The sequence below is a fragment of the Nocardia gamkensis NBRC 108242 genome (genome assembly GCF_001612985.1).
Taxonomy (GTDB): Bacteria; Actinomycetota; Actinomycetes; order Mycobacteriales; family Mycobacteriaceae; genus Nocardia; species Nocardia gamkensis.
This window is the reverse complement of record NZ_BDBM01000080.1, coordinates 1-21,878: the sequence shown is the minus strand read 5'-3', so window position 1 is coordinate 21,878 and position 21,878 is coordinate 1. Positions and strand designations below refer to the sequence as shown.

Here is a 21,878-nt window from a genome sequence, read left to right as displayed (position 1 = left end):
CACCGAATCCTCGAACGAGATCGGGCCGGTGCCCAGGTCCGGATAGTGTCGGGTCCAGCTACCCGCGGTGGGCTTGGGCCAATCGGTCATCGTGGTACTCCACTTCTGCGGTGAGGGACGGGTCAGATGACGGTGCCGCCGTTGACGCCGACCACCTGCCCGGTGATGTAGCGGGCGTCCTCGGAGCACAGGAACGCGCACGCGGCGGCGATGTCGTCACCGGTGCCGAGGAAGCCGACCGGGATCGCGTTCGCCATGGTCGCGTTGTCCGGCAGGTGCCCGGCCGCCTGCGAACCGCGCGACATCGGGGTGTCGATACCCGACGGCGGGATCGTGTTCACCGTGATGCCGCGCGCGGCGTATTCGCGGGCGAGCCCCTTGGTCATCGCGATCACGGCGCCTTTGGCGGCGGTGTAATGCACCATCCCCGGCGAGCCACGCTGGGCGCTCGACGAGGAGATGGTCACGATCCGCCCCCACTTCCGGGCCAGCATGTCCGGGACGACGGCCTGCACGCAGTGGAACGTGCCGGTGAGATTGACCTCGACGACGCGATTCCACGATTCCAGGGAGATATCGGTGAACGGCTCGAAAGCCACCAATCCGGCGCTGGTGACGAGGACGCCAACCGGGCCGAAGGCCGTGCGGGTGGCGGTCAGGGCGGCTTCGACGGCGGCGCGATCGGTGACGTCTACCGCGAAACCTGTTGCCGTGCCGCCGGTCTCACGGATCTCCTCGGCGGCGCGCTCGGCGCCGTCGAGGTCGAGGATCGCCACCCGGTCGCCACCGGCGGCGAGGCGGCGGCAGATCGCCAGGCCCATGCCGGAGGCTCCGCCGGTGACTACGGCGGTCCGCCCGGCCGGTTTCTCGGAGGTGTGCGGGAGTGACATCGGTGGCGCTCCTAGTCGTAGTCGACCCGCAGCAGCGGGCCGGTCGGGACGGCCTGGCAGGTGAGCACCCAGCCGTCGGCGATTTCCTCCGCGGTGAGCACCTCGTTGTTGCGCATCACCGCACTGCCTTCGACCACTCGTGCGATGCAGGTCGCGCAGCTGCCCGTCTCACACGACGAGGGCGGGCGCAGGCCCAGTGCCCGCGCCGCCTGCAGGACGGTGGTACCGCCGCGGTGCTCGCCGCCGGCGGTCCGGTGTCCGCAGCGGATGGTGACCCGCGCGGGCTCGCCGCCGGCCGAGTCCTCGGGAGCGGCTGCTTCACCGGGGGTGAAGCGTTCGAGGTGCACCCGCTCGTCCGGAACACCGCCCTGCGACAGGCCGGAGCGAACGACATCCATGAAGGGCGCCGGACCACACAGGAAGTACTCGTGATCACTTGCGCCGGAGAGTGTTTCGCTGATCCGCCCGGCCGTGAGCAGACCCGATTCCGCGTCGATGTGGTGGACGACGGTCAGCCGACCGGGGTAGCGCGCGACAAGATCGGCCAGGCCGGTCCGGAAGATGATCGAATCGCGATCGCGGTTGGCGTAGAAGAGGCGCACCCGGCGCGTGGTGGTGGCCAGTGCCGTCTTCACGATCGAGAACACCGGAGTGACACCGCTTCCCGCCGCGAAGGCGACGATGTCGCGCTCGGAGTCGGGCAGGACGAACGCGCCCATCGGGACCGTGACGTCCATTGTGTCGCCGGGCCGCACCTGTTCGGTGAGCCAGGTCGACACCAGTCCCCGCGGTATCCGCTTGACGGTGATCTGCGGGTGCGGGTCGGTCACCGGTGAGGAGGACATCGAGTAGGACCGGTGATGGACCTGCGCACCGATCCGCACCCGCAGAGTGAGGAACTGCCCGGCCCGGTACGCGTACCTGTCCGCGAGCCGCGGCGGGATGTCGAGGACGAACGAGCGGGCGTCGGCGGTCTCGGTGCGCACGTCGGCCACGCGCACCGGGTGCGTCCGGATGCCAGGCCGGAGCGCGGCTTCCTCCGCTGGAATCGGCACCGCGTTCTCCATTCGGTTCGCCGGGAAGTCCCGGCCCGAGAAGTTTGATCGAACAGTTAATTTGATCGGCTGGTTAAATTTATAAGGTCGACCGAGGCACGATGTCAAGGCTTGACAGACCTCGTCGGCCATATGATCGAGCGGCGGCGTGCGACCGCGGACCGCCGCCGGTTCTCGGAGCCGGGCGGCGACAGCGAAGGGAGGCGGCAGGCGATGAAGGTGGAACGGGCGAGCAGGGCCCACAGTGCGGCCACCCGCGGCGCACTGCTCGACGCGGCCGAGCAGATCATGCTCGAGGAGGGCTATGCCGCCGTCAGCTCACGCCGCCTCGCCGCCAGGGCGGGAGTCAACCCGGGGCTGGTCTACTACCACTACGACACCATGGACAACCTGTTCGTCGAGTTGTTCCGTCGCGGGGCCGACCGCAGCTACCAGCGCCAGCGCGAGGCCCTCGAGGCCGCCCAGCCGCTGTGGGCGCTGTGGGAGGCCATCCATGATCAGTCGCAGACCGCGCTCACCATGGAATTCGTCTCGATGGCCAATCACCGCAAGACGATCAGGGCCGAGATCGCCCAGTCCTCACGGCGATTCCGGCTCCTGCAACTCGAGGCGGTCGGCGACATCCTGCGCGGCTACCCCGACGTCGCGCCCATGTGGACGCCCACCACTCTCGTCATGCTGATGTCCAGCATCTCGCGATTCCTGCGCATGGAGGAGTCCTTCGACATCGACACCGGACACACCGAGACGATCGCCTTGATCGAGAACTTCCTACGCAGCGTGGAAGGCGAACGCAGCCCCGGAAAGACGCGCGCCGCAGGAAGCAGCCGATCCTGACCTTGTTCGCGGCCCGCGAGCACGCTTACGCTGTGCGGGTGCACAGCATCACGACCGTTCACCTCCGCCGGGAACGACCGGCGGCATGACACCATCCGAGCCCCGGCTGCCGCCGCTGCCGATCCACCTGTGGGACGAGCAGGCCCGCGAGATGCTGCGCGGACGGCTGACGATGGCCGACCGCTACCTGTCCGGCGCCCCCGACGCCCCTCCCCTGCCCAACGTGCTCGGAGTGCTCGGGCACCATCCCGAGCTGGCCGCCGCGTGGCTCACCTACAACAGCCTGCTCCTCGAGCGCTGCACCCTGGACCCGCGCTGTCGTGAACTGGTCATCCTCCGTGTGGCCTGGCGCAGCCGTTCGCGCTACGAATGGGAACAGCACGTGCGCATCGGTCTGCGAACGGGCCTGTCCCCCACACAGATCGCCGCGGTACGGCAGGATCCGGGCGCCGAACTCTGGACCCGACCGGAGCGGCTGCTGCTGACCGCCGCCGACCAGTTGCTGGACCGGCACCGCATCGACGGCGACACCTGGACGGAGCTCGGTACGCACTTCGACACCCGGCAGCTGATGGAGCTCATGTTCGTCACCGGCTCCTACCTGTGCTTGGCCATGGTCTTCAACAGCGCCGATCTACAGTCCGACCCGGATGCCGAACCCCTTTCCGCCGAGCTGGAGTTCGACGCTCGCGACGACGAGAACCGTTCTCCCTCGGCGTGATACACGGCTCGGCCATGCGCCGCATCCCTCGCTATCGCGACGGCCGAAGAGCCCGCCGACTCGCCGACTACGCCGCGCGCCCTACCAGCTCGGCCACGATGACCGCGCACCGACACTTCCGCGAGCCGTAGCCGGTCGGTAGCGGAGGCTCGTCAGCAGGCGGGTGATGGAGAGTTGCCGAGTACAGCCAGGTCGACCGTCTCGGCCATCGCACGGTAGCCGGCGAGGCTGGGATGCAGGCGATCCGGACTGGCGTAGTCATTTCGCAGGACGGACGGGTTTGCGGGGTCACGCAGAGCGGCGTCGAAGTCGACGACGCCGTCGGCGAGGTTCTGGGTGCGTATCCAGGCGTTGATCTGCTGCCGGTCGGTCTCGCTGCGGGGTGCCAGAAGTACACCGTCGACGAGGGCGTCGGAGGCGGGAAGCAGTGTGCCCAGCCAGATCTTCTTGCCGTGCCCGTGTGCGGTGGTGATGAGTTTCTCGTAGCCTGCGATCATCTGGGCGGCTCCGGCGGGCGGCGGCAGACCGAGATCGTTGATGCCTTCTTGGACGAGAACCCCGCTGACACCGGACTGAGCGAGCGCGTCGCGCTCGAAGCGCGCCAGCCCGCTGGGGCCGAGCAGAAGCGGCTCGCCGCTGGTGAGCACACGATTGCTGCCGATTCCGGCGTTGACCACCGAGATCGGAATGCCCGCGGCGTCCAGACGGCGTTGCAGCACGTCGGGATAGCGCCCGTTGGTGTCGGCGACCGCGCGATCCACCGGCACGCTCAAAGCGGTCGCTCCCACGAAGCCGTCGGTGATGGAGTCACCGAACGCCACCACCGCACGGGTATCGGAGGGTGCGAGAACGTCCAGAGCGGCGACATACAACCAGGAACCGGTGGTGGAGCCGAATCCGTCGGCGCCTGGCCGCCCGGTGAGATCACCGCTACCGGCGGGAGAGTAGAACGAGGTGGCGTTGGCGTTCCAGTGCTTGGTCGGCGGCCCCGCCGAATCGGGAACATAGATGCTGACCGCCAATGGGGCGAACGCCGAGACTCCGAACGACACCGGGTCGCTGACGACATCGGCTCCGGCAGGCAAGGTGATCGCTGCCTGCCCGCCGAACAGCACCGGCACCGCGTTCGCCACCGCCGCGCCGGATACCTGGTCGGCGATGCTCACTCGTTCGAATGTGACCGGCGTCAGCCCGAACCGGTTGGTCAGATGCACACGCAGTCTCGATCCACCCAGGTGCGGAGTGATGACCATCCGGAAACTCTGATCGTCGACCGCGACCGGAATCGGCCCTCCGGCCGCGTCGAGGGGGGTCACCGAATCGGTGGGGCTGGCCGTCCACGACGCCACGAAATGCTCCCCGCGACACTCGGGAGGTTGCGCCCGAGCTGTCGCGGTATCCGCCGCGACCGCCGCGGCTCCGGCCGCGAGCAGGACGACAGCGACCAGCGCCGCCCCGCACATGCGGGTGCGCCGCCGGATTCGCCTGCCGGGAAGTATCTCGGCCGAAGTCACACGAGCCATTGCAGAAGATTTCACGATGATCACCGCTCCGTCGAGGGAAGCTCGCGCGTCAGATCCGGGTGCCGATGTCGCTGGCGACGATATTGTCCATGGCGCGTTCGGCGACCGCGGCGATGGTCATCGACGGGTTGCACGCCGCGGTGTTGCCCGGCATCAACGCTCCGTCGAGGACGTAGAGCCCCGGTTGGTCGTGCACGCGGCCGTCGAGGTCGCAGACCACGCCCATTCCCGCCCCACCCAGGGGATGCCAGGTCGAGGGGAACAGGGCATTGGTGTCGAGCAGCATGCCGTCGGGTCCGGCGATCCGGTGGACGGCGGGGCCGATGTGATTGTCCTGGATGTAGCTGTCACCGTCGGTGGGCCAGTGCAGGATCGCGTCGTCGCGTGCGGAATCGTAGGTGAACGTGCCGCGTCCGTCGCTGACGCCGTAACCGACCATCATGGTGCTGCGAGGGTCCAGCGACAAAGGCGGAATGGATGCCTGGATCACCGTGTGGGCGGTATGCGGATCGCTCCAGTTCTCGCTGCCGTAGACCACTGGCCCGCCCTGGGGAGCACCGAAATCGGCCGAGGGATCGGTCCAGACGTAGATGCGGTCCGCGTTGGTGCCCCAGCCCTGACCCAACCCGTCCGGAAGATCGCGGATGAGCCCCTTGGCGCCCGCGCGCACCAGCAGACGGGTGGTGTTGAGACTGCCCGCCGCCAAGATCAACGCGCCGGTGGTGAGCACCTTGTTCTCGACCACCGCACCGGTGGTATCCAGGCGCTGCACATGCACGATCCACCGGCCGTCGGCTGCCCGTTCGACGTCGGTGACCTCGTGCAGGGGTTCCACCCGCACCAGACCGGTGGCCTCGGCGGCGGCGATATAGGTGACATCGACCGAATGCTTGCCGCCGTTGTTGACGCCCATCGCGCCGTCACCGTTGGTGTAGGACGGTTTCATCTCCCCGCGCAGCTCGGCCAGCGCGAAATCCCAGTCGATGGGCATCGGGATCTTCGACAACGGCATCCCCGCCCGCCGGACCCGGTCCGCGAATACGCGTGCCGCCCGATAGTTCTCACTGGCGATCAGCTCGTCGGGGGCCTCCGCCAGACCCAGCATCCGGGCCACCCGCGGGTAGTGCACCTTGTTCATCAGTGCGAAGTCCAGTTCCGGCGGGAAGTGGGTATCGAACACCTCCTGCCGGGGACGCAGCGACATCCCCTGGTAGACGAGAGAACCGCCGCCGACGCCCGACGCGCACAGGGCGGTCATGTTCACTCCCGGCACCGCTTCGACCAAGCCGGTGTAGGGCTCGAACACCATCGGCCGCCCGAAGAGATTCGGACTGGAGCGGTACCACAGCAATCGCTTGTCCGGCGAGGAAGCACGAGGGAACGTTTCGGCATTCGGCCCGGTGGGCCAGCGCATACCGCGCTCGAGCACGGTCACGCGCACACCCGCTTGCGCCAAGCGCAAGGCACTGACTCCGCCACCGAAACCGGAGCCGACCACCACCACACGGTGTTCCTCGTGGGTCAGCGCCACATTGTTCACCTGCGCGGCGGCAGGGACGGGTGCGCGGACGGCCAAGGCAGCGGCACCGGTGGCGGCGATACCGGTCAACAGTGACCGGCGCGAAATTGCTGTCATTACAGATCCTTCGGTGGCAAATACATGTCGAACCAAGTCCTGAGCGTCGTGCGAGCCGGGCTTCCGACCGCCGGATCAGGTGGTGTGCGCGTGGCAAGGCGATCTCCACCGCAAGCCGGGTGCGGCCGGCTCGGACGGTCGGAGATCTCGGTCAGCGCCGATTCGAGCCCGGCGCGATGGGGTCAGTCGAAAGTGCAGCCGGTGACAGGCTTGTCCGCGAGGCGATCGAGCAGATAGGTGACCGCGTTGTCAGGGCCGAATCCGTCGATCATCTCCGGCCCGAAATGATTCGGGATAGTGGTCCCTGGAAGGATCGGCGGCAGATCATTCGTGCGGAAAGTCACCGTAGCGCCCTTCGCACACCAATCCTCGGCCAGCTGACGCGCTTGACCGTAGGGGACGGTGTCGTCGTTCAAACCGCTGGTGATCAACACCGGCGACGCCGGGGTCAGGTTTCCGACGCGCAGTTCGGCCAACGCGGGGGCCGCCTCCGGGATGCCCGCCAGATGCTCGCTGAGCGAGCGGCCGTCGAGGGTCAGCGAACTGGTCTTCAGGAAGGGATGGCGCGTGATGATGTCGCCGATGCATGCATCGCTGAGCGTTTCCAGTATGGCGCGCCCGGCGGGACTGGTCACCCGGTCGACGGCCTTGTTCAGTTCGGGGTAGCGCGCGAGCAGGCCGTTGATCGCGAACCCGATGGCGCCGCCGATGAGGGCGCCGTCGATGCGCGCCAGGATCGCGGCCAGATCCGCGACCGGCCCACCCGCCCAGGTGCCCTTGAGATTCAATTCCGGCGCGTAGTCCGGTTGCATCTCCGCCGCCGCCGCGGTCGCACCGCCACCTTGCGAGTACCCCCAGAGCACCACCGGCGTCTCCGGCCCCACACCCGCCAGATTGTGGGCCGCGCGCACACCGTCGAGCACGGCATGCGCCTGCTCGATCCGGTTGGCGTAGGTGTGGATACCAGGCGTGCCCAGACCGATGTAGTCGGTCACCAGCACTCGCGCACCCAACTCGCTCCACACCACCGAAGCCGGAAGTTCCTGATTCGCCGACAAACTCGGCGAAGGATCGGCGAACACCGTCAACCCGGTGGAGAACGCCACCGACATCGCACAGCGATCACCCTGCCCCGACGTACCCGGACCGATCACCACCGTCGGACGCGGACCCGGCCCCTGCCACGGTCCCGTCGCATCGATGAACGTCCCGGACACCGCCACCGGAGACCCGTCCTGCAACCGTGAGGTGTACATGACGTGCTGCGCCTTGCCCGGCCACCCCTTGTCCGTGGGCGGCGTCGCGAACAGCGGCATCGGCGCGGTCTTGATGATCGCGCCTCGTTCCGACGGGATCTGCGCGGGCGGAAGGTAGAAATCTCCGACCGGCGCGGCCGCCGCCTCCCGCGTGTCGACTCCCACCACGGTCACCACGGTGACGCACACCGCGGCCACCACCACCGCCACCGGAGCGGCCCAGCGCCCACCCCATCGGGAACGCCCATGCTGTCGTTGCATCGATCAACTCTCCGTGAACTCCACCCGGCACCGTCGCCGGGTGTCCTGCGTCGCAATAGCCGATTGACATGAACTACGTCACAGCCTGCAACCTACGGAACGGTAACACGGTTACTCGAAAGTTGGAATCGCGTCATCGCCATCCCCCGGAGGCCGGCGAGAAATCGGTCCGCGTAGGTCGGCTCGGGCGGCCGACCGGGCTGAGGTCGCCCCCGACCGGAGCCACGGCCGACAACCCACTACGGAACACCTCGATCGCGCCGACCGCGGCCCCGGTGATCGTCGCGGCATGCAATGCCTGCGCTTTGAACGCACGCGCGGCGATACTCAATCGGTGCAGGACCGGATCGACCCGATGTCCGGATAGGGACGGCCACCCCTCACCCCACACGACCACTTCCACACCGCCGTCGTCCAACGCCTCGAGCAAGCCCCGGCGCGCGCGGCGATCGTCTGCGCAGATGTTCGCACCGGCAGCCAGCGCGTCCGGCCGACGCCACTCCCCCGACGGGGCGAGCGCGGACTCGAGTGGCACCACTTTCGCGCCCAGGATGCGCAGCGGCCGGGTATCCGACATGTCCGCGACGAGCACTGTCACATTCCAGCCCGCCGCCGCACGATCGAACAGCCAGCCACCGGCATGCTCGACGGCATCGGCAACGCTGCTCGCGACCACGTCGAGGCGATACCTCCGCATCATCGCCCCCTCGGCTCGGGTGGTGCGCACAGCGAGCCGGCCACGCCGGTTGCCGCCTCGCGACGATCGATTCCCACCCAGCCGACGCCACGGCCACGACTGCCGCGATCCGACCGGTCCGTGCTCGCGCTTCCGACGAGACGTTGTCGATACATCAAATGACTCCCCAGAACTCCACCACCGCGACTTGCCGTCCCGAGTGATCCAGATCGCGAAGATGACGTCCATCACGGTGCGAACCCCCGCACAGTAACACAGTTACTCTCGGCGGATCGGAAACTTGGTCGCGGTGGCCCGCGTCCTTCCGGGCGACCGGGAGCGCCGTCGATCGCCTCGAGGAGTTCGGCGTACTCGGCTCGCCGTGCTGTGGGTCATCGCGGGACCGCGACAGGGGCGGAGGTGCCGCCGTAGGGAGTGGGGATGGACAACGGCCCGATCGGCGGGGGCTCAGCGGTCTCCAGCGGATCACGCCGCGGGGCGGGAGGCACGGGGTCGTCGGGCGGGCGTGGAGCGTTGCGCGCGCCGCGGGGAATGAGCGTGGTGTCGGGGCGCGGGGCAGCCGACAGCCCGGTTGCGCCGAGCCGGGATCAGGACTCCCCCACTACGGGATCGGCTCCGCCGCACGGCGATACGCGACACCGTGAAAGAAATCGACCGATTTGATCATGAATTTGCATACGAAGTGAAGATCAAATGGTGTTACCTCGGCACAATATATCGTTAGCCAACTATTAACGGTGATTATCCCCACAATAAGAGAAGTGGATTTATAGATCTCTTTTTCCTAACGTTGCTGGTGCACGCCATATGGCGTCGTTATCCAACTGTGAAAGGAAGCTTCGTACATGTTCTCTCGCAAGGCTCTGATCGCCGCCAGCAGCATCTCCGCCGCCGCCCTGCTCTTCGGCCCGGTCGCGGTGGCTTCCGCCGCCGGTGCCGGCGCCGCCGGCTCCGCTGCCACCGGTTCCGCTGCCACCGGTTCCGCCTCGGGTTCGGCCGACGGCGGCTCGTCCACCGGTTCCGCCGGTTCGTCCTCCGGTTCCGCCATGCTCGACTCCGGCAGCTCGGCACTCGACGGCGGCACCTCCGCGATCGTCAACATCATCGATGCGATCACCGGCGTCCGGGACCTGAACCAGCCCCCGCCCGCCGCCTGATCCGGTCCCGGTAGATCACCACTTCCTCCGAGCCACCGCTCGGGACCGGCATTTCTTCTCACCGCCACGCTGCGCATCAGCGATGCACGCATCATTGCAGTGTATTTGCCAGATTTTGAATATTCATTCGATGTGCCAGCGTAGCCACGGCGGATGAACCTCGGCGATTACATTTGCCCGCCAAGGACATAGCGCCTTCACGCGATGAGCGCGAGGCTTCCTCGAACACCAGCTGCGGGACCTGTGGGCGAACTCGAATCCACTCGCTACCGGAACCGCGGACACGATGGACCGGCGCCAGGGCCGACCGGACGATCGCCGTGATGGCCCACCGGCACCCCACTTCATTCCGCCGGCACCACGACCAGCCCGAACACCGTGCCAGAGCCGTGACATTTCGTCAGGCCGGTGTCAGCCGACAGTTTCGATGTGAACAGCCCGGCAATCGCACTGCTCGGCCTGCAAGTCTCCCAACCACAGAACGACCGTTGACAGCATCGATCCGACTATCGGTGCCCGCCGGTTCACCGCACACGAGCCTGCGGTCACTGCCGAGCCGCCTCCACGAAACTCATCGACCTCACAACCGGCCATCAGGACTCGGACCGCATCTGATGGTCCGGCCCCACCGTGCTGACGGGCGCTGCGGCCGGCAGTGGAGTCATCTCAGCCACCGGACGGCCCGGATCAGCCACCGGACGGCCCGGAGTCGTCCGAGCCCGGGTGGTGCGCGAAGGGCCGGGGCATAGCGGACCGCGGCATGACGCGAACTCGTACTCTCCGAAGGATGCGCTACTCGTGTGTCCGGATCACCGCTCGGATCAGGCCGGCGACTAGCGGATGGCAGCGGTGCTGCGCTGGCCCGCGCGCACGTGCCGAACGAGTCCGCGGACTATCGGGAACCAGAGCAGGGTGAGGACCGTCAGCGTGAGCGCGTGCCAGGCTACCCGCCACCACCATTGGACCACCGGCGGGAACGATGTCGCGGTGGTGGCGAGCGGCACGGCGAAAGCCCAGGCCAGGAAGGCGTCACCGATGGGGAGGGCACCGAAGGCGTAGCGTTTGGAGTTGCCGAAAGTGATCGGTACGCCCAGGCTTTCACCGAGGCCGGTGAGTGGACCGGAGAGGGAGCGATCGCCGTGTATTCGGGCCGCACCGATGGCGACCACGGTGGCCGACGCGCTGATACCGAGAATGAGTGGCCCGGAATCCACATCGCCCGCGCCGCTGCGGCCGTGCGGGTACTCCCGCACTCCTGGCAGGCCGAGTGGGGTATCGATGAAGAGTCGGCGGAATGTGCTGTACTGCTGTCCGGCCCACGCGGGGTCTATCTCGGGCAGGAACCGCTGGATCATCGATTGTGACGAGCCGCGCGCACCCTCCATCACGGGAGTCGTCTGGTGCGGCAGTAGACCGGTCGCCGGGTCCAGGCGCGAGCGAGCCGCGGTGAGCCATTCGGCGATCACCGGTTCGAAACGCGGTCCGAGGATGCGGTCGTGCAACCTCAACGCGGACACGGCCACCACACTGTCGACCGGCCAAGCCTGACCCGGATACGCCGCGAGGAACGGCCCGTCCATACCGAAAGCGACCGCGAGTCCCTCGCAATCCGCGATGAATTGCGCCGTCTCCGGTGCGCCGGCACCGGCGAGTTCGATCACGTCCCCACGCAACCGGCTGGACCATCCGACATAGAAGACCCCGTATGCCGGGCGCAGCCGCGCATCGAAAACCGCCCGTGCCGATGCCGATCCCAATCGCTCCAGCGCCCAGCGTGCCTCCCGAAGCGCCTCGTCCCGATACGTCGTGTCGCCACGGGCGATATCAGCCCACGCCAACCCGTACAAGACGTGGGAAAAGAAATAACCCTCGGGGAACATGCCCTGCATCTCCTCCCCGAGCCCCGACCCCAATTCCGCACGAAGAAACCGCAATTGAGCGATGACATCGGCACGCGGCTGCTCATCCCGATACAGCCGCACCTGCGGGACGAATAACACCAAGGTGAGCAGAGCCGCGACGGCGACATACATCACGCTCAGAACGGTCCTCAGTGATTCTGGGTTCCGGCCGGCCGCAGAGACCCGTGCGCAGCCGCGCTTGTACCCCATGCGGCCGGAATCTATCAGAACCCGTCCCCTGCCACTCTGCGCCGCTCGAATATGCAGGTCAGACGGCTACGCCGGGGTCGAGTACGCGCATCGGCATCAAATGTGACGAAGTCCGGCCATGGAATGTGATGCAGGCCATTGCCCTAGAAAGGCACGGTTGGGCATTGTCAGCAATTCGTTTCGGAAAGAACCTCGTTGGAGATCCCGAATGACCGACCACAATTTTGCCTACGACCTCACGCTGGACGAGGCACGTCGGCGCAGCGCCGTCCTCGCGGCACTGGAGGACGACTGGGATCCAGTCGCGGTGCTCGCCGAGGAAGACCTGGCGTACGACATGCTGTACTCGAATCTCGATGACGAGCAGCAGCGAATCTACGAGGAACTCGTCCGATCCGGGATCCTGCCCGATCGGACGACGCGCGATACCGCCCACTGATCTCGCCGCCGAGCACAAACTACGGTTCGTTGTGTTACCTCCGGCTGCTGATTCGTACGCGTCTTCCACTGCCTGTCCGACCGGACGGCCTGCATCCCGAAACGACCGCCCACCGATATACGCGGGCGGGGAAACTGTCTCAGCGACCGGGAATTGGAACACCACCGACACCCCCTGGTTCCGATCTCCTGGAGCGTGCGTCCACGCTCCGTTGTCGGCATGGTGGACAGCCGCACGCGGTCCGGCAGTACATTCGGCCGACACCGAGCCCGGCTGGGAATTCCCGACGCCGGTGAAGGGTCAACAAGACGCACTGCGGAATGCGAAACCTGCTGCGTGCCCGCAGGTGTCGACGGACAATACCTTCGACATCCACTGATCAGGCCCGTTCGCGTGGCGCCTGCTGCTTGGAGGGCAGTCGGAATGTTCGTTGAACCGCTGTCCGGGCATCGCTATTTCGCACCGCTGACCCCGAGGTAGCCCGGGCGGGGATGAGCGGCATCCTGCGTGAGCACCGGCTCGACCCGGGCGCCTCTACCATGGAGGCCAGCTGCAATGTCGTCCGGTACGGCGATATCGGCCTGGTCTACAAGCATTACGGGGTTCAGGTTCGGATCCGAACCGAACCCATCGAAACCTTCCGCCTGGTTCAGATACCGCTGGCCGGGTGGGCCCGGGTACTCAACGGGACCGCGGATATTGCCTCCGACCCGGCGGTGGCCTCGGTTCCGGACCCGGACGCGCCCCTGGACATGAACTGGCACGAGAGCAGCAGGCAACTCCTCGTCCGATACGGCCGTGCCGCGTTGGACGACCATCTGCGGCGGATGCTGGGCCGGCCGCCGGATCGTCCGCTGCGGATGGCCATCGCCATGCAATTGCGGTCACCGGCCGCCCGGACCTGGTTCGAATCGCTGCGCATACTGCAGACCGACGCCGAAGGCCCCGGCCTGTTCCTGGATCCGCGGCTGCGGCCGCAGATCGAGCAGCTGATGATGTCGCAATTCCTGCTGGCCCAGCCGAACAGTTACTCGGAACTCCTGCTCGACGGCGTCCCCGGAAAGTCGACGCCGCGTCCCATCCGCCTGGCCGAACAACTCATCACCGACCATGCGCACGAAATGCTCACCGTCACCGACATCGCAGAGGCAGTGGGACTTTCGGTGCGGAGCCTGCAGGAGGCGACGGTGACAACAAGGCCGATGCGCTGCGGGTCTGCAACTGAGGGTTGCAATTGCAGTACTCGATGAACCCTCCCGGCACGCAGCCGGGAGGGTTGCGCGAAGGACGGCCCGGCCACCGGACCGGGTGATGGTCGCTTCGTCGGCCCGCCCACAGGCGTCGCAGAACTGGGGCGCCACGCCGCCAGGGAAAAGGATCCCAGGCATCGCGCGCCCGCAACGGTCGCACGATCGGCAATGACCTCCGAGCAGCCGTCGGCCGTGCCGAGTCATGGAGTTTCGTTGAATTCTGGACAGGCAGGTTATTCGCCCGCATGTGTGCTGGATCGTCTAGGATCGTATACGCAGCTACCGGTCCGGGATGTTCTGTCCCCGATGCGGACGCGGCGTGTGAATTCGCGTCACCGCTTTCTCCTCTCTGTTTCGGATGAAACTCATACGGTAAGGAGCGGTACATGACTGCACAATCCACGACGATCAATGAACCGAATCTGCAGGACAAGATCGCGTATCAGCTGTGCGAGTACGCGAATCTGGTCAACAGCATCAGCAAAGAAGACAACGACTTGGAGGGCACGCTCTCTCAGAAGATTCAGCAGTATCTCGACACCAACCGGGGAGTCATCGGAGGGTGGGAGATCGTCTGGGGCCCAGGAGTCGCGCTGTTCGACACCGACTTGTACGCGGTCAACGCCCTGTACATGGTGCGAAGCACCGAGGATCGCTCCCGGTATGTGCTCGCCATGGCCGGCAGCACCGACGCACTGGTGTTCGACTGGCTCGTCGAGGACTCCTTCATTCTCCAGACGCCGTGGTTCGCGAATAGTGCGGCCATGCACACGATCGGCACGGCCATCGGGGTGAAAACCCTCATCAATATCAGACCCTCCGGCCGACGTCCCGGCGCCGGTCACACCTTGCCCGAGTTCCTGAGCACGCTCGGCGACAAGGCGATCGACCTGACCGTCACCGGCCACAGCCTCGGCGGTGCACTGTCACTCACGCTGGCCCTGTTCCTGCGCGACACCCAGTGGCTATGGGACAATTCCGAAAAAGCCAAAATCGGCGTGCTCTCGACCGCCGGACCGAGTTTCTGCAATCAGGAATTCGTCGACTACACCACCCAACGCCTGCAACGAGTGCAGCGCTACGCCAACGACCTCGACATCGTCCCGCACATGTGGAACCCGCCCGACATCGATGGCGCCAAGGCTCTCTACTCCAAGAACAACCGGCCTGCTCCCGGTGGTATGGAGGTAGTGTTCGACTTGCTCGAGGCGCAGGCGTCCGTGTCGGGTCGATATGCGCACTTCGAACCCAGCAGCGGCGTGTTCCAAGGCACGTTCAACAATGAGATAAATCAAACGCAAGGCTCGACGCCAGACGATTTGTACTGGAACCAGGTGGGTTTCCAGCACATAGGTGGCTACCATGACTTCTTCGAAATCGAAGGCGTGCAGTGGCCGCAGGGCGTGGTAGCCCTGCCGCCGGTCGGCGCCGACACCGTGATGGGCCGCCTCCTGGCCGCAGCCGGTCTACCGGGCGGCGACGGTGCCGGAAAGGTACTGGCGAACCGTCGGCCGGTGACCGTCCCGATCAACGGACGGCCCGTGGAGCTGCCCACCGACCACGACAGCCCCGAAGCCAAGAAATTCGTGGACCGCGTCACCGCCGAGTTCGACCCCACCTCCGCATGAACTGACGCCCCGGCCACGCACTCGGTGACACGCGAGCTTTGATCCGGTAGAGCGCGAATGCGCTCTACCGGGGCAGGACGTGGCGGTCGATTCCGGCGGGCAGCTGGGCGGCAACAGGTCAGTCGCCGAGGTCCAGCGTCGGCCTCCGAAGTCGGCCGCCACGACCAGGTGGTGTCTCCCGATGATTCGAGCCATTCGACGATGAGGGCCAGGACGAACGGCTCGGATAGGTGGTCGCGTCGAAATCAATCAGATCCCCACTCCCGTAGCGCAGGCCCGGCGTAACCGATGTCGTGGTGCCCGGTCTCACTCACCGACGCGGTCCATTCCGCTCACTATCGGACGGTCGGTGACGGCCTTCCGCGTGTGGGATCACCATGGTGCCCGACTATTCGGCGCTGCGGCTGGTGAAGTCGAAGGATCCGCCGTCGATGCCCCAGGAGATGATCCGTTCGGGGTGAATGCGGATGACCGCGCGTTCCTGGGGTGGGAACGGCGGCTCCTCGTCATCGAGCGCCTCGGCCGTGCCACGTACCTCGATGCCGCGGATCACGTATGGCTCCAAGGAAACCTGTTGGTCGATCACGAACGACACCCGGCTGCCCGCCTCGACATTGCGGTACTTTCGACTGGCACGCATCCCCATTCCCCCGATGTCGATTGTGCCGTCGGCGTTCACCCGATAGCTGGTCGGGTTGTTCTGCACAACGCCGTCGGGCGACACCGTGGCCAGCCGACCGATCCCGGCCTCGGCGAGGAACTGCTGTTCATTGATGGTGAAGGTCATGTCCGTTACTCCTTGGTGAATTCGATATCCGGTGTGCCCGGCGATCAGCCGGACGTTGTCGGGTGGAGGAAGCTCGAGCTGTTGCCTGCCGCGTCCCGCGCGTCGTGCGTCAGCGGGACGGCGACGACGAGCTTCCTACTGGTGCGCCGACCACCTACTCCGCGCGACACCGCCTACCCCGTGTTCTGAGATCAGAAGAGAATCAACGCGGCGCACAGTCCGGCGATGGCGATGAACTGCAGGGTGACCCGGTACTTCAGAATGCTGTCCCACTTGTCCTGCAGCGCACGGGCATTGGCCGGGATGATGCCGCTCCGCGCAGCGGCGGTCTGCTGGGAATTGATCGGCTTGGCGATACGGACGTAGAAGGCGAGCCAGGTGAACAGTGCCGCCACCGTGATCCCGGCCGCGATAGCGGCGCCGATCTGCCCGGTCACCAGTGCGATCAGCAGCGTGAGCACGGCGCTGACCACACCGACCACACCGACAACCGGCATGCGCTTGTCGCCGTAGTAGTGACCCCAGCCCGCACTCACCGTCACGGCCGCGTCATCGAGCTTGCGGTACACGGACCGGGTGATCACGGCCACGCTGACATCGGTGCCATAGACGATGGCGTTGGAGAGAACGGCGGCGGCGGCGATGGCCTGGCCGGTGAGAATGAGCATTTCGACTTCCCTTCCGAATTTCTAGCATCGCTAGGAACTGGAGCTACGGTAGCATTCGTCCGCTACGTTGTCTAGCTTTGCTAGCTTTCAGGCCGCGCGCCCGCTCCTGCACGCTGCATCAGCAGTGTCATTTCCGGCTCATGCACGCCGCGGAGGACGGCGCTGCCTATGAAGCCGTCAGGGCATAGCTCGGTGCGCCCTCACGAACTACGCGAGGCGACGGCCTACTGCGCTATCAGGCCGACAGCGACACTGCTGCGCGGCGGCGGCCCGATGGTGTTCACGGATGGAGTCCGGGACGGCGGCGGCGCTGGTGGCGACAGCGTCCGCGCCGATGCGGTCGACCAGCGGCGCCAGCGGCTGGGGAGCCCTGACCTCGGCAGAGGCCTATCGGGTCCATTGGTCGAGCAACACCGCTAGGCGGGCCTCCCGCTGAGCCGGCCGCAGACGTCCACCGCGGTCCAGGGTCGCCAGGCCGTGCAGGGTGCTCCAGCCGACCTCGGTGAAGGTCTCCGGATCATGGTCGCCCGCGAACGGCGAGAAGGCGGCGAACATGACGGCGAACGCGTCCCGCAGCGGCTGCGAGGCATTCTCGCCGAACGCGAGGTTCACCTTCATCAGGAACATCGCGTCGTAGAGCGCGGGCCGCTCGGTCGCGAAGTCGAGATAGGCCCGCGCCACCGCCGCCAACGCTGCGCGCGGCTCGCCGCCCGCGGACTCCAACGCCGCGCGGCTCCACGCGGCCATCTCCGCGATGCCTCCCTCGGCGACCGCCGTGACGATCTCGTCCTTGCCCGCGAAGTGCGAATACAGCACAGGCTGGCTGTATTCGATCCGTTCCGCCAGCCTGCGCACGGTCACCGCGTCCCAGCCCTGCGACTCGGCCAACTCCCGAGCCGTGTCGATGATCAGCCGGTGCCGTTCGGCGCGTTCCCGTTCTCGCCGCGTCTGGGTCGTCATAGGCAGATTTTAGCACTGCTATACCATCTAGTGTCACTAGATCTATGTTTCATCAGCACAGAATGACGGCCTCGGCCACAGCGCGCCGGGTCGACCATCGCGCCGATCGAAGCGGTGTTGATGACAATGCAGCCCTTGACGGATCGAAGCCGAACGCACAGCGTCGTCAGCCACCTCGCGTGCGTGACGGAACCAGGACTGCCCGTGGTTCAGTGGATCGAACCCAACACCACTTCATGCGACCACTGCTCGTGCAACACCCGAGCCAGGAGCGAATCCGTCGACGCTACGCAAACCGGCAGTCGCGCGGGATCTTTCACGATCGCCTCGACCGGCGATCCCAGCATCCCCCACGCCGGAATCTCGTTCGCCAGATAGCCTTCGATGCGCAGCCGGGAATAGCCCGCACCCCACCAAGCTTCGCAGATCGACCGAAATTCGGCGGGATGGACCAGGAGCCAGACCCCGAAAGTAACCCGATAACCGCCGGTCAGCGCGACCGGAAGCGTCGCGCGCGCGAACGGTTCCGACCTGCCGCACTTGAAGCAACTCCGAATTGCCCATATCCGAGCCACTCATCCACACGTCCCGCGCGGGCACCGGCTGGGACACGCGCAACACCGGTTCTGGCAGCCTGAACAGGTGGTGCCGGTCGTGTTCGTCGAGCACCCGTCCACAGTCGGGGCAGTTGTCGATAGGCACGCCACCAGTATCGGCGACTCAGGGCGCGGCTGCTGTGTCACCGGAGCAGCCCGGTCGCTCCGGCATCAGCTATGAGCACGCATTCGCTGGACGCGCGGAAAATTCCGTGCCAGCACAGGGTCACGGTGGTGTCGATGGCTTCGCCTTTGGGATCGGCTGGCCGGCGTCGATCCAGTAGCGAGTCGCGTCGGCCCACCAGCACAACTCCCAGCCGGGCTGAACAGCGGTGCCCCCGCGACCCGGGGCTGGGGTGTCCCTATGGTGTTGGTCGAGCTGGATCGGTCGTGGTTGGTTGCGCCGTCGTGGCGTTCGGTGTCAGTTCAGTCGGAGTAGGCCGGCGTCGGTGGTTCGGAACCCGCAGGTGTCGCGATAGAAGCTGTCGAGGTGTGGTTCGTAGTCGACGTGGAGCCACTCGATACCGAGTTCGCGAAGGTCGCTGATAAGAGCCGCGACCAGGCTGGTTCCGATGCGCTGATACTGGAAGTCGGGGGCGACCATGGTGTCGAGGAGGAACGCATGCCGACCTCCGTCCCAGACTGCGTGCACGAATCCGACAAGCTGATCGCCGACGAACGCGCCGACCCACGATCTGCTGTGCCGTTCCAGGCGTGCCTTCCAAGGGCTCGGCACGTGGTCACCGCCGAATGCGTCGGTGTGCAGCCGCGAGAGTGCCTCATCGTCGACAGCGAAACGGATGCGGAGATCCGCGATCATGCGGCGTCCTCTCAGCGGTCGTCATGACGCGATGTCACGTGATCGTGGCATCACGTCGATGCTGGGACCAGCAGATTTCGGTGGGGCTGTTCGGTTTTGAGCATGGCGTAGAGGACGTCGCAGCGGCGTCGGGCCAGGCAGATGAGGGCGGCGTTGTGTTTCTTGCCCTCGCCGCGCTTGCGGTCGCAGTAGGTGCGGCTTGCCGGGGCGTGCAGGGCGGCGAAGGCGGACAGGAACAGGGCGCGTTCAGGTTTGTGGTTGCCTGATCGAGCTGGTGATTCGCCGCGGATGGAGCTGCCGGATCGGTGGGTGACGGGGCGATTCCTGCGTAGGAGGCGAGGTGGCCGGCCGAAGCGAAGGCCGAGCCGTCGCCGACCTCGAGCAGGATGCGGGTGCCGGTCCTGACTACGAGGCCCGGCATCGAGGTCAGGACCTTGAAAGGGGGTGGTCATCGAGCATGCGATCGACCAGAACCCGCACCCCGCGGGCGGTGTGGTCGGTTCAGGCCAGCGCGACGCCGAGTTCGGCGGCGAAGGTCTTGATCATGTGCTGCACGCCGATCTCGTTGCGGCCGATGATCATGTGGTCGTGTTGGCCTCGGCGCACACCCTCACCGCACTGGGGCAGCATGGCGAAGTCCTCGTCACGGACCGCGGCGTGGACCTGGTTGTAGATGTCGTCGTAGACGGCGCGCTGTTCGTCGGTGGTGGCGGGGATTTCGGCCATCCAGCTGTGGCGGACGGTGCAGCGGGTCGGGGCCCCGGCGGGCAGCATGTCCAGGATCTCCACGCCCACGGGGCTGTTGGCGAGGATCAGATTCGGATAGACCCAGTAGATGACGCCCATGTTCATCATCGGGTCCCAGGAGCCGGTGGGGTCGGCATCCAGCGCGGTGATCCAGTTGAACGGGAACCCCATCCGGTGGTGGCGGCCGAAGACATCGTGGGTGGAGGTGTTGGCGACGGTGTTCTGGCCGATCACGCTCTGGCCGTGGACGAACGGGAAGTGATAACTCTCGGCGAAAGCTTCCAGTGCACCTTTCCAGCTGACCTCGGACACGAACTCGCGCTCGTCGTGGTAGCCGTAGGAGGCGTAATCCAACTGCGCCAGTTCCTCGCCCATCGGGCCGAGGTGGGCGTCTATATCGATCGCGGCATCCGCGGTGAGTACCGCCCAGACGAACCCGTGCCGCTCCTGGCTGGGCAGCTCGACCAGCCCGTAGTCGCCGCGGTCCATCCCGGTGAAGCCCTCCTTACCCGGCACCCCGGCCAACTCGCCGGTGTTGCGGTAGGTCCAGGCGTGATATGGGCAGGTGAAACGAGTGGCGTTACCGGATCCGCAGGCCGGCTGGGCGCCGCGGTGGCGGCAGTAGTTCAACAGCACGTGCGCGACTCCGCCGCGGTCGCGGGTGACCAGCAGCGAATCACCGAGCACGGTCCGCACCACATAGTCGTTCGGCTCGGGAATGCGCGCCGAGGGCACGATCATCAGCGGTGTACGCCGCAGGATCTGAGACTCTTCCACTTCGGTGATCTTCGGATCCCGGTAGTAGTGCAGCGGCACCCGCAACGGCGCGTCGGCCATTTCGGTGGTGCGGTCGAGCACCAGCCGCAGCGCGCGGCGGGTCAGGTCATCGGTCAGGCCGGCGGAGGGCCCGGTGTATGTCGTCATAGAACATGACCATACATATTTATGTATCTGTATGGTCATGTTTCGCGGGAACATCCCGGGGCCGTGACCGGTCGGCGCGCGCTATGGTCAGCCGAGATGTTGAGCCACGAGGGAGGGGCACGATGCGCACGCACGGCTGGTCGGGAACCACCCCGGCCGACGATGGCGAAGCAGTCGACCGCATCCTGGCCGCCGCGCGCGCGGCGATCGAGCGCAGCGGTGCAGAGTTCACGATGGCCGAGATCGCCCGGGATCTCGGCGTGACCCGCCAGACCGTCTACCGGTACTTCGCCAACGCCGACGCGCTGCTGGCCGCCACCGCACTCGCCGAAACGGGGAAGTTCCTCGACATCCTCGCCGCACACCTGCAGCACATCACCGACCCCGCCGAAGCCGTGGTCGAAGGCATCGCCTACACCCTCGAAAAGCTGCCTCAGGACCGTTACCTCGGGTTCCTGCTCACCCCCGGCCGCGCCGGAACCTTCTCCGCCGGCGTCACTTCCGACACCGCACTGGCCTTCGGCCGCGCCGTCCTCGAACGCATGGCCGTCGACTGGGATCGGGCCGGCATCACCGGCACTCGGCTGGATGAACTCGTCGAGCACATGCTGCGCATCGTCCAGTCCTTCGTCATCGACCCCGGCCGGCCGCCCCGCTCCGGCATCACGCTGCGCAACTACCTCACCACCTGGATCGCCCCCGCCCTCATCGGCACCCCGACCAATACCGCTCCCGGGTAGCGCCTTACTCTGTAAGCCCCTCCACGGAAACGACATACACCATTCCCGGTCCATCAACCGATCGGTTCTCCGACACACCGCCGGACCTCAACATCGTCCGGCCGTACCACGAGAATGTCCCCAATGATCACAGAGACAATCCGCATGTGGACGGATCAGCGAACGCTGGTGCCCC

At 66.4% G+C, this 21,878-nt stretch carries 19 protein-coding genes and 1 pseudogene; 7 read left to right on the top strand and 13 right to left on the bottom strand.

Annotated elements, in window-relative coordinates; all coding sequences use genetic code 11:
- Window positions 1–122 precede the first annotated feature (122 nt).
- Together NG1_RS33565 and NG1_RS33560 are read right to left on the bottom strand one after the other, a co-directional pair.
- Window positions 123–890, bottom strand: coding sequence for an SDR family NAD(P)-dependent oxidoreductase (locus NG1_RS33565; protein ID WP_062977703.1), 768 nt, complete (start codon window positions 888–890; stop codon window positions 123–125).
- Window positions 891–901: 11 nt separating this feature from the next.
- Complete coding sequence (locus NG1_RS33560; RefSeq protein WP_245660164.1) at window positions 902–2,077, bottom strand: ferredoxin--NADP reductase; 1,176 nt, start codon at window positions 2,075–2,077, stop codon at window positions 902–904.
- Between the two features lie 81 nt (window positions 2,078–2,158).
- On the opposite strand from NG1_RS33560, the gene NG1_RS33555 reads away from it, so the two are divergent.
- Together NG1_RS33555 and NG1_RS33550 are read left to right on the top strand one after the other, a co-directional pair.
- Window positions 2,159–2,782: a TetR/AcrR family transcriptional regulator gene (locus tag NG1_RS33555; RefSeq protein WP_062977707.1), complete on the top strand. Its 624-nt coding sequence runs from the start codon at window positions 2,159–2,161 to the stop codon at window positions 2,780–2,782.
- An 85-nt stretch (window positions 2,783–2,867) separates the two neighbouring features.
- Window positions 2,868–3,503 (top strand): carboxymuconolactone decarboxylase family protein, encoded by a 636-nt coding sequence (locus NG1_RS33550; protein ID WP_062977700.1) that lies wholly within the window; start codon window positions 2,868–2,870, stop codon window positions 3,501–3,503.
- 152 nt (window positions 3,504–3,655) lie between these two features.
- Here NG1_RS33550 and NG1_RS33545 read toward each other — a convergent pair whose 3' ends face one another.
- The 4 genes from NG1_RS33545 to NG1_RS33530 all read right to left on the bottom strand — a co-directional run bounded on the left by NG1_RS33545 (window position 3,656) and on the right by NG1_RS33530 (window position 8,876).
- On the bottom strand, window positions 3,656–5,026 hold the full coding sequence (locus NG1_RS33545; protein WP_245660163.1) for a GDSL-type esterase/lipase family protein: 1,371 nt from the start codon (window positions 5,024–5,026) through the stop codon (window positions 3,656–3,658).
- Window positions 5,027–5,075: 49 nt separating this feature from the next.
- Complete coding sequence (locus NG1_RS33540; RefSeq protein WP_062977696.1) at window positions 5,076–6,662, bottom strand: GMC oxidoreductase; 1,587 nt, start codon at window positions 6,660–6,662, stop codon at window positions 5,076–5,078.
- A gap of 182 nt (window positions 6,663–6,844) precedes the next feature.
- Window positions 6,845–8,179 (bottom strand): lipase family protein, encoded by a 1,335-nt coding sequence (locus NG1_RS33535; RefSeq protein ID WP_157114398.1) that lies wholly within the window; start codon window positions 8,177–8,179, stop codon window positions 6,845–6,847.
- Window positions 8,180–8,312: 133 nt separating this feature from the next.
- Window positions 8,313–8,876, bottom strand: coding sequence for a hypothetical protein (locus NG1_RS33530; protein WP_062977705.1), 564 nt, complete (start codon window positions 8,874–8,876; stop codon window positions 8,313–8,315).
- Between the two features lie 845 nt (window positions 8,877–9,721).
- Between NG1_RS33530 and NG1_RS33525 the strand changes: the two genes are divergently transcribed.
- Window positions 9,722–10,033, top strand: a complete 312-nt coding sequence (locus tag NG1_RS33525; RefSeq protein WP_062977692.1) for a hypothetical protein — start codon at window positions 9,722–9,724, stop codon at window positions 10,031–10,033.
- 833 nt (window positions 10,034–10,866) lie between these two features.
- Here the strand turns inward: NG1_RS33525 and NG1_RS33520 are convergent.
- The gene (locus NG1_RS33520; protein ID WP_157114397.1) at window positions 10,867–12,069 is read right to left on the bottom strand and encodes a hypothetical protein; all 1,203 of its coding nucleotides are present in this window, start codon (window positions 12,067–12,069) and stop codon (window positions 10,867–10,869) included.
- 283 nt (window positions 12,070–12,352) lie between these two features.
- Here NG1_RS33520 and NG1_RS33515 point away from each other — a divergent pair, with 283 nt between their 5' ends.
- The 3 genes from NG1_RS33515 (at window position 12,353) to NG1_RS33505 (ending at window position 15,461) form a co-directional block, all read left to right on the top strand.
- Window positions 12,353–12,583, top strand: a complete 231-nt coding sequence (locus tag NG1_RS33515) for a DUF6400 family protein (protein ID WP_062977688.1) — start codon at window positions 12,353–12,355, stop codon at window positions 12,581–12,583.
- A 491-nt stretch (window positions 12,584–13,074) separates the two neighbouring features.
- Entirely contained in the window at window positions 13,075–13,833 is a 759-nt protein-coding gene (locus tag NG1_RS33510) for a cupin domain-containing protein (RefSeq protein ID WP_062977686.1), read from the top strand.
- Window positions 13,834–14,330: 497 nt separating this feature from the next.
- On the top strand, window positions 14,331–15,461 hold the full coding sequence (locus NG1_RS33505) for a lipase family protein (RefSeq protein WP_168434169.1): 1,131 nt from the start codon (window positions 14,331–14,333) through the stop codon (window positions 15,459–15,461).
- A 388-nt stretch (window positions 15,462–15,849) separates the two neighbouring features.
- Here NG1_RS33505 and NG1_RS33500 read toward each other — a convergent pair whose 3' ends face one another.
- From NG1_RS33500 to NG1_RS33470, 6 genes and pseudogenes are all read right to left on the bottom strand, one after another.
- Complete coding sequence (locus tag NG1_RS33500) at window positions 15,850–16,248, bottom strand: PPOX class F420-dependent oxidoreductase (RefSeq protein WP_062977682.1); 399 nt, start codon at window positions 16,246–16,248, stop codon at window positions 15,850–15,852.
- A 191-nt stretch (window positions 16,249–16,439) separates the two neighbouring features.
- Complete coding sequence (locus NG1_RS33495) at window positions 16,440–16,916, bottom strand: hypothetical protein (protein WP_062977679.1); 477 nt, start codon at window positions 16,914–16,916, stop codon at window positions 16,440–16,442.
- Between the two features lie 387 nt (window positions 16,917–17,303).
- On the bottom strand, window positions 17,304–17,876 hold the full coding sequence (locus NG1_RS33490) for a TetR/AcrR family transcriptional regulator (protein WP_062977677.1): 573 nt from the start codon (window positions 17,874–17,876) through the stop codon (window positions 17,304–17,306).
- A gap of 1,017 nt (window positions 17,877–18,893) precedes the next feature.
- Window positions 18,894–19,292 (bottom strand): GNAT family N-acetyltransferase, encoded by a 399-nt coding sequence (locus NG1_RS33480; RefSeq protein ID WP_062977674.1) that lies wholly within the window; start codon window positions 19,290–19,292, stop codon window positions 18,894–18,896.
- A 50-nt stretch (window positions 19,293–19,342) separates the two neighbouring features.
- Window positions 19,343–19,760: pseudogene (locus NG1_RS36175) on the bottom strand (transposase); the annotation flags it as partial.
- Between the two features lie 33 nt (window positions 19,761–19,793).
- The gene (locus tag NG1_RS33470; protein WP_062977668.1) at window positions 19,794–20,963 is read right to left on the bottom strand and encodes an aromatic ring-hydroxylating oxygenase subunit alpha; all 1,170 of its coding nucleotides are present in this window, start codon (window positions 20,961–20,963) and stop codon (window positions 19,794–19,796) included.
- Between the two features lie 122 nt (window positions 20,964–21,085).
- Here NG1_RS33470 and NG1_RS33465 point away from each other — a divergent pair, with 122 nt between their 5' ends.
- Window positions 21,086–21,703: a TetR family transcriptional regulator gene (locus tag NG1_RS33465; RefSeq protein WP_062977666.1), complete on the top strand. Its 618-nt coding sequence runs from the start codon at window positions 21,086–21,088 to the stop codon at window positions 21,701–21,703.
- Window positions 21,704–21,878: the final 175 nt, after the last annotated feature.

Coding starts and splice junctions, on each gene's coding strand:
- NG1_RS33500 (WP_062977682.1), bottom strand. CDS start 16,248: ATGACCTTCACCATCAATGAACAGCAGTTCCTCGCCGAGGCCGGGATC.
- NG1_RS33530 (WP_062977705.1), bottom strand. CDS start 8,876: ATGCGGAGGTATCGCCTCGACGTGGTCGCGAGCAGCGTTGCCGATGCC.
- NG1_RS33555 (WP_062977707.1), top strand. CDS start 2,159: ATGAAGGTGGAACGGGCGAGCAGGGCCCACAGTGCGGCCACCCGCGGC.
- NG1_RS33535 (WP_157114398.1), bottom strand. CDS start 8,179: ATGCAACGACAGCATGGGCGTTCCCGATGGGGTGGGCGCTGGGCCGCT.
- NG1_RS33525 (WP_062977692.1), top strand. CDS start 9,722: ATGTTCTCTCGCAAGGCTCTGATCGCCGCCAGCAGCATCTCCGCCGCC.
- NG1_RS33515 (WP_062977688.1), top strand. CDS start 12,353: ATGACCGACCACAATTTTGCCTACGACCTCACGCTGGACGAGGCACGT.
- NG1_RS33560 (WP_245660164.1), bottom strand. CDS start 2,077: ATGGCCGACGAGGTCTGTCAAGCCTTGACATCGTGCCTCGGTCGACCT.
- NG1_RS33495 (WP_062977679.1), bottom strand. CDS start 16,916: ATGCTCATTCTCACCGGCCAGGCCATCGCCGCCGCCGCCGTTCTCTCC.
- NG1_RS33540 (WP_062977696.1), bottom strand. CDS start 6,662: ATGACAGCAATTTCGCGCCGGTCACTGTTGACCGGTATCGCCGCCACC.
- NG1_RS33490 (WP_062977677.1), bottom strand. CDS start 17,876: ATGACGACCCAGACGCGGCGAGAACGGGAACGCGCCGAACGGCACCGG.
- NG1_RS33545 (WP_245660163.1), bottom strand. CDS start 5,026: ATGGCTCGTGTGACTTCGGCCGAGATACTTCCCGGCAGGCGAATCCGG.
- NG1_RS33510 (WP_062977686.1), top strand. CDS start 13,075: ATGAGCGGCATCCTGCGTGAGCACCGGCTCGACCCGGGCGCCTCTACC.
- NG1_RS33565 (WP_062977703.1), bottom strand. CDS start 890: ATGTCACTCCCGCACACCTCCGAGAAACCGGCCGGGCGGACCGCCGTA.
- NG1_RS33465 (WP_062977666.1), top strand. CDS start 21,086: ATGCGCACGCACGGCTGGTCGGGAACCACCCCGGCCGACGATGGCGAA.
- NG1_RS33550 (WP_062977700.1), top strand. CDS start 2,868: ATGACACCATCCGAGCCCCGGCTGCCGCCGCTGCCGATCCACCTGTGG.
- NG1_RS33480 (WP_062977674.1), bottom strand. CDS start 19,292: ATGATCGCGGATCTCCGCATCCGTTTCGCTGTCGACGATGAGGCACTC.
- NG1_RS33470 (WP_062977668.1), bottom strand. CDS start 20,963: ATGACGACATACACCGGGCCCTCCGCCGGCCTGACCGATGACCTGACC.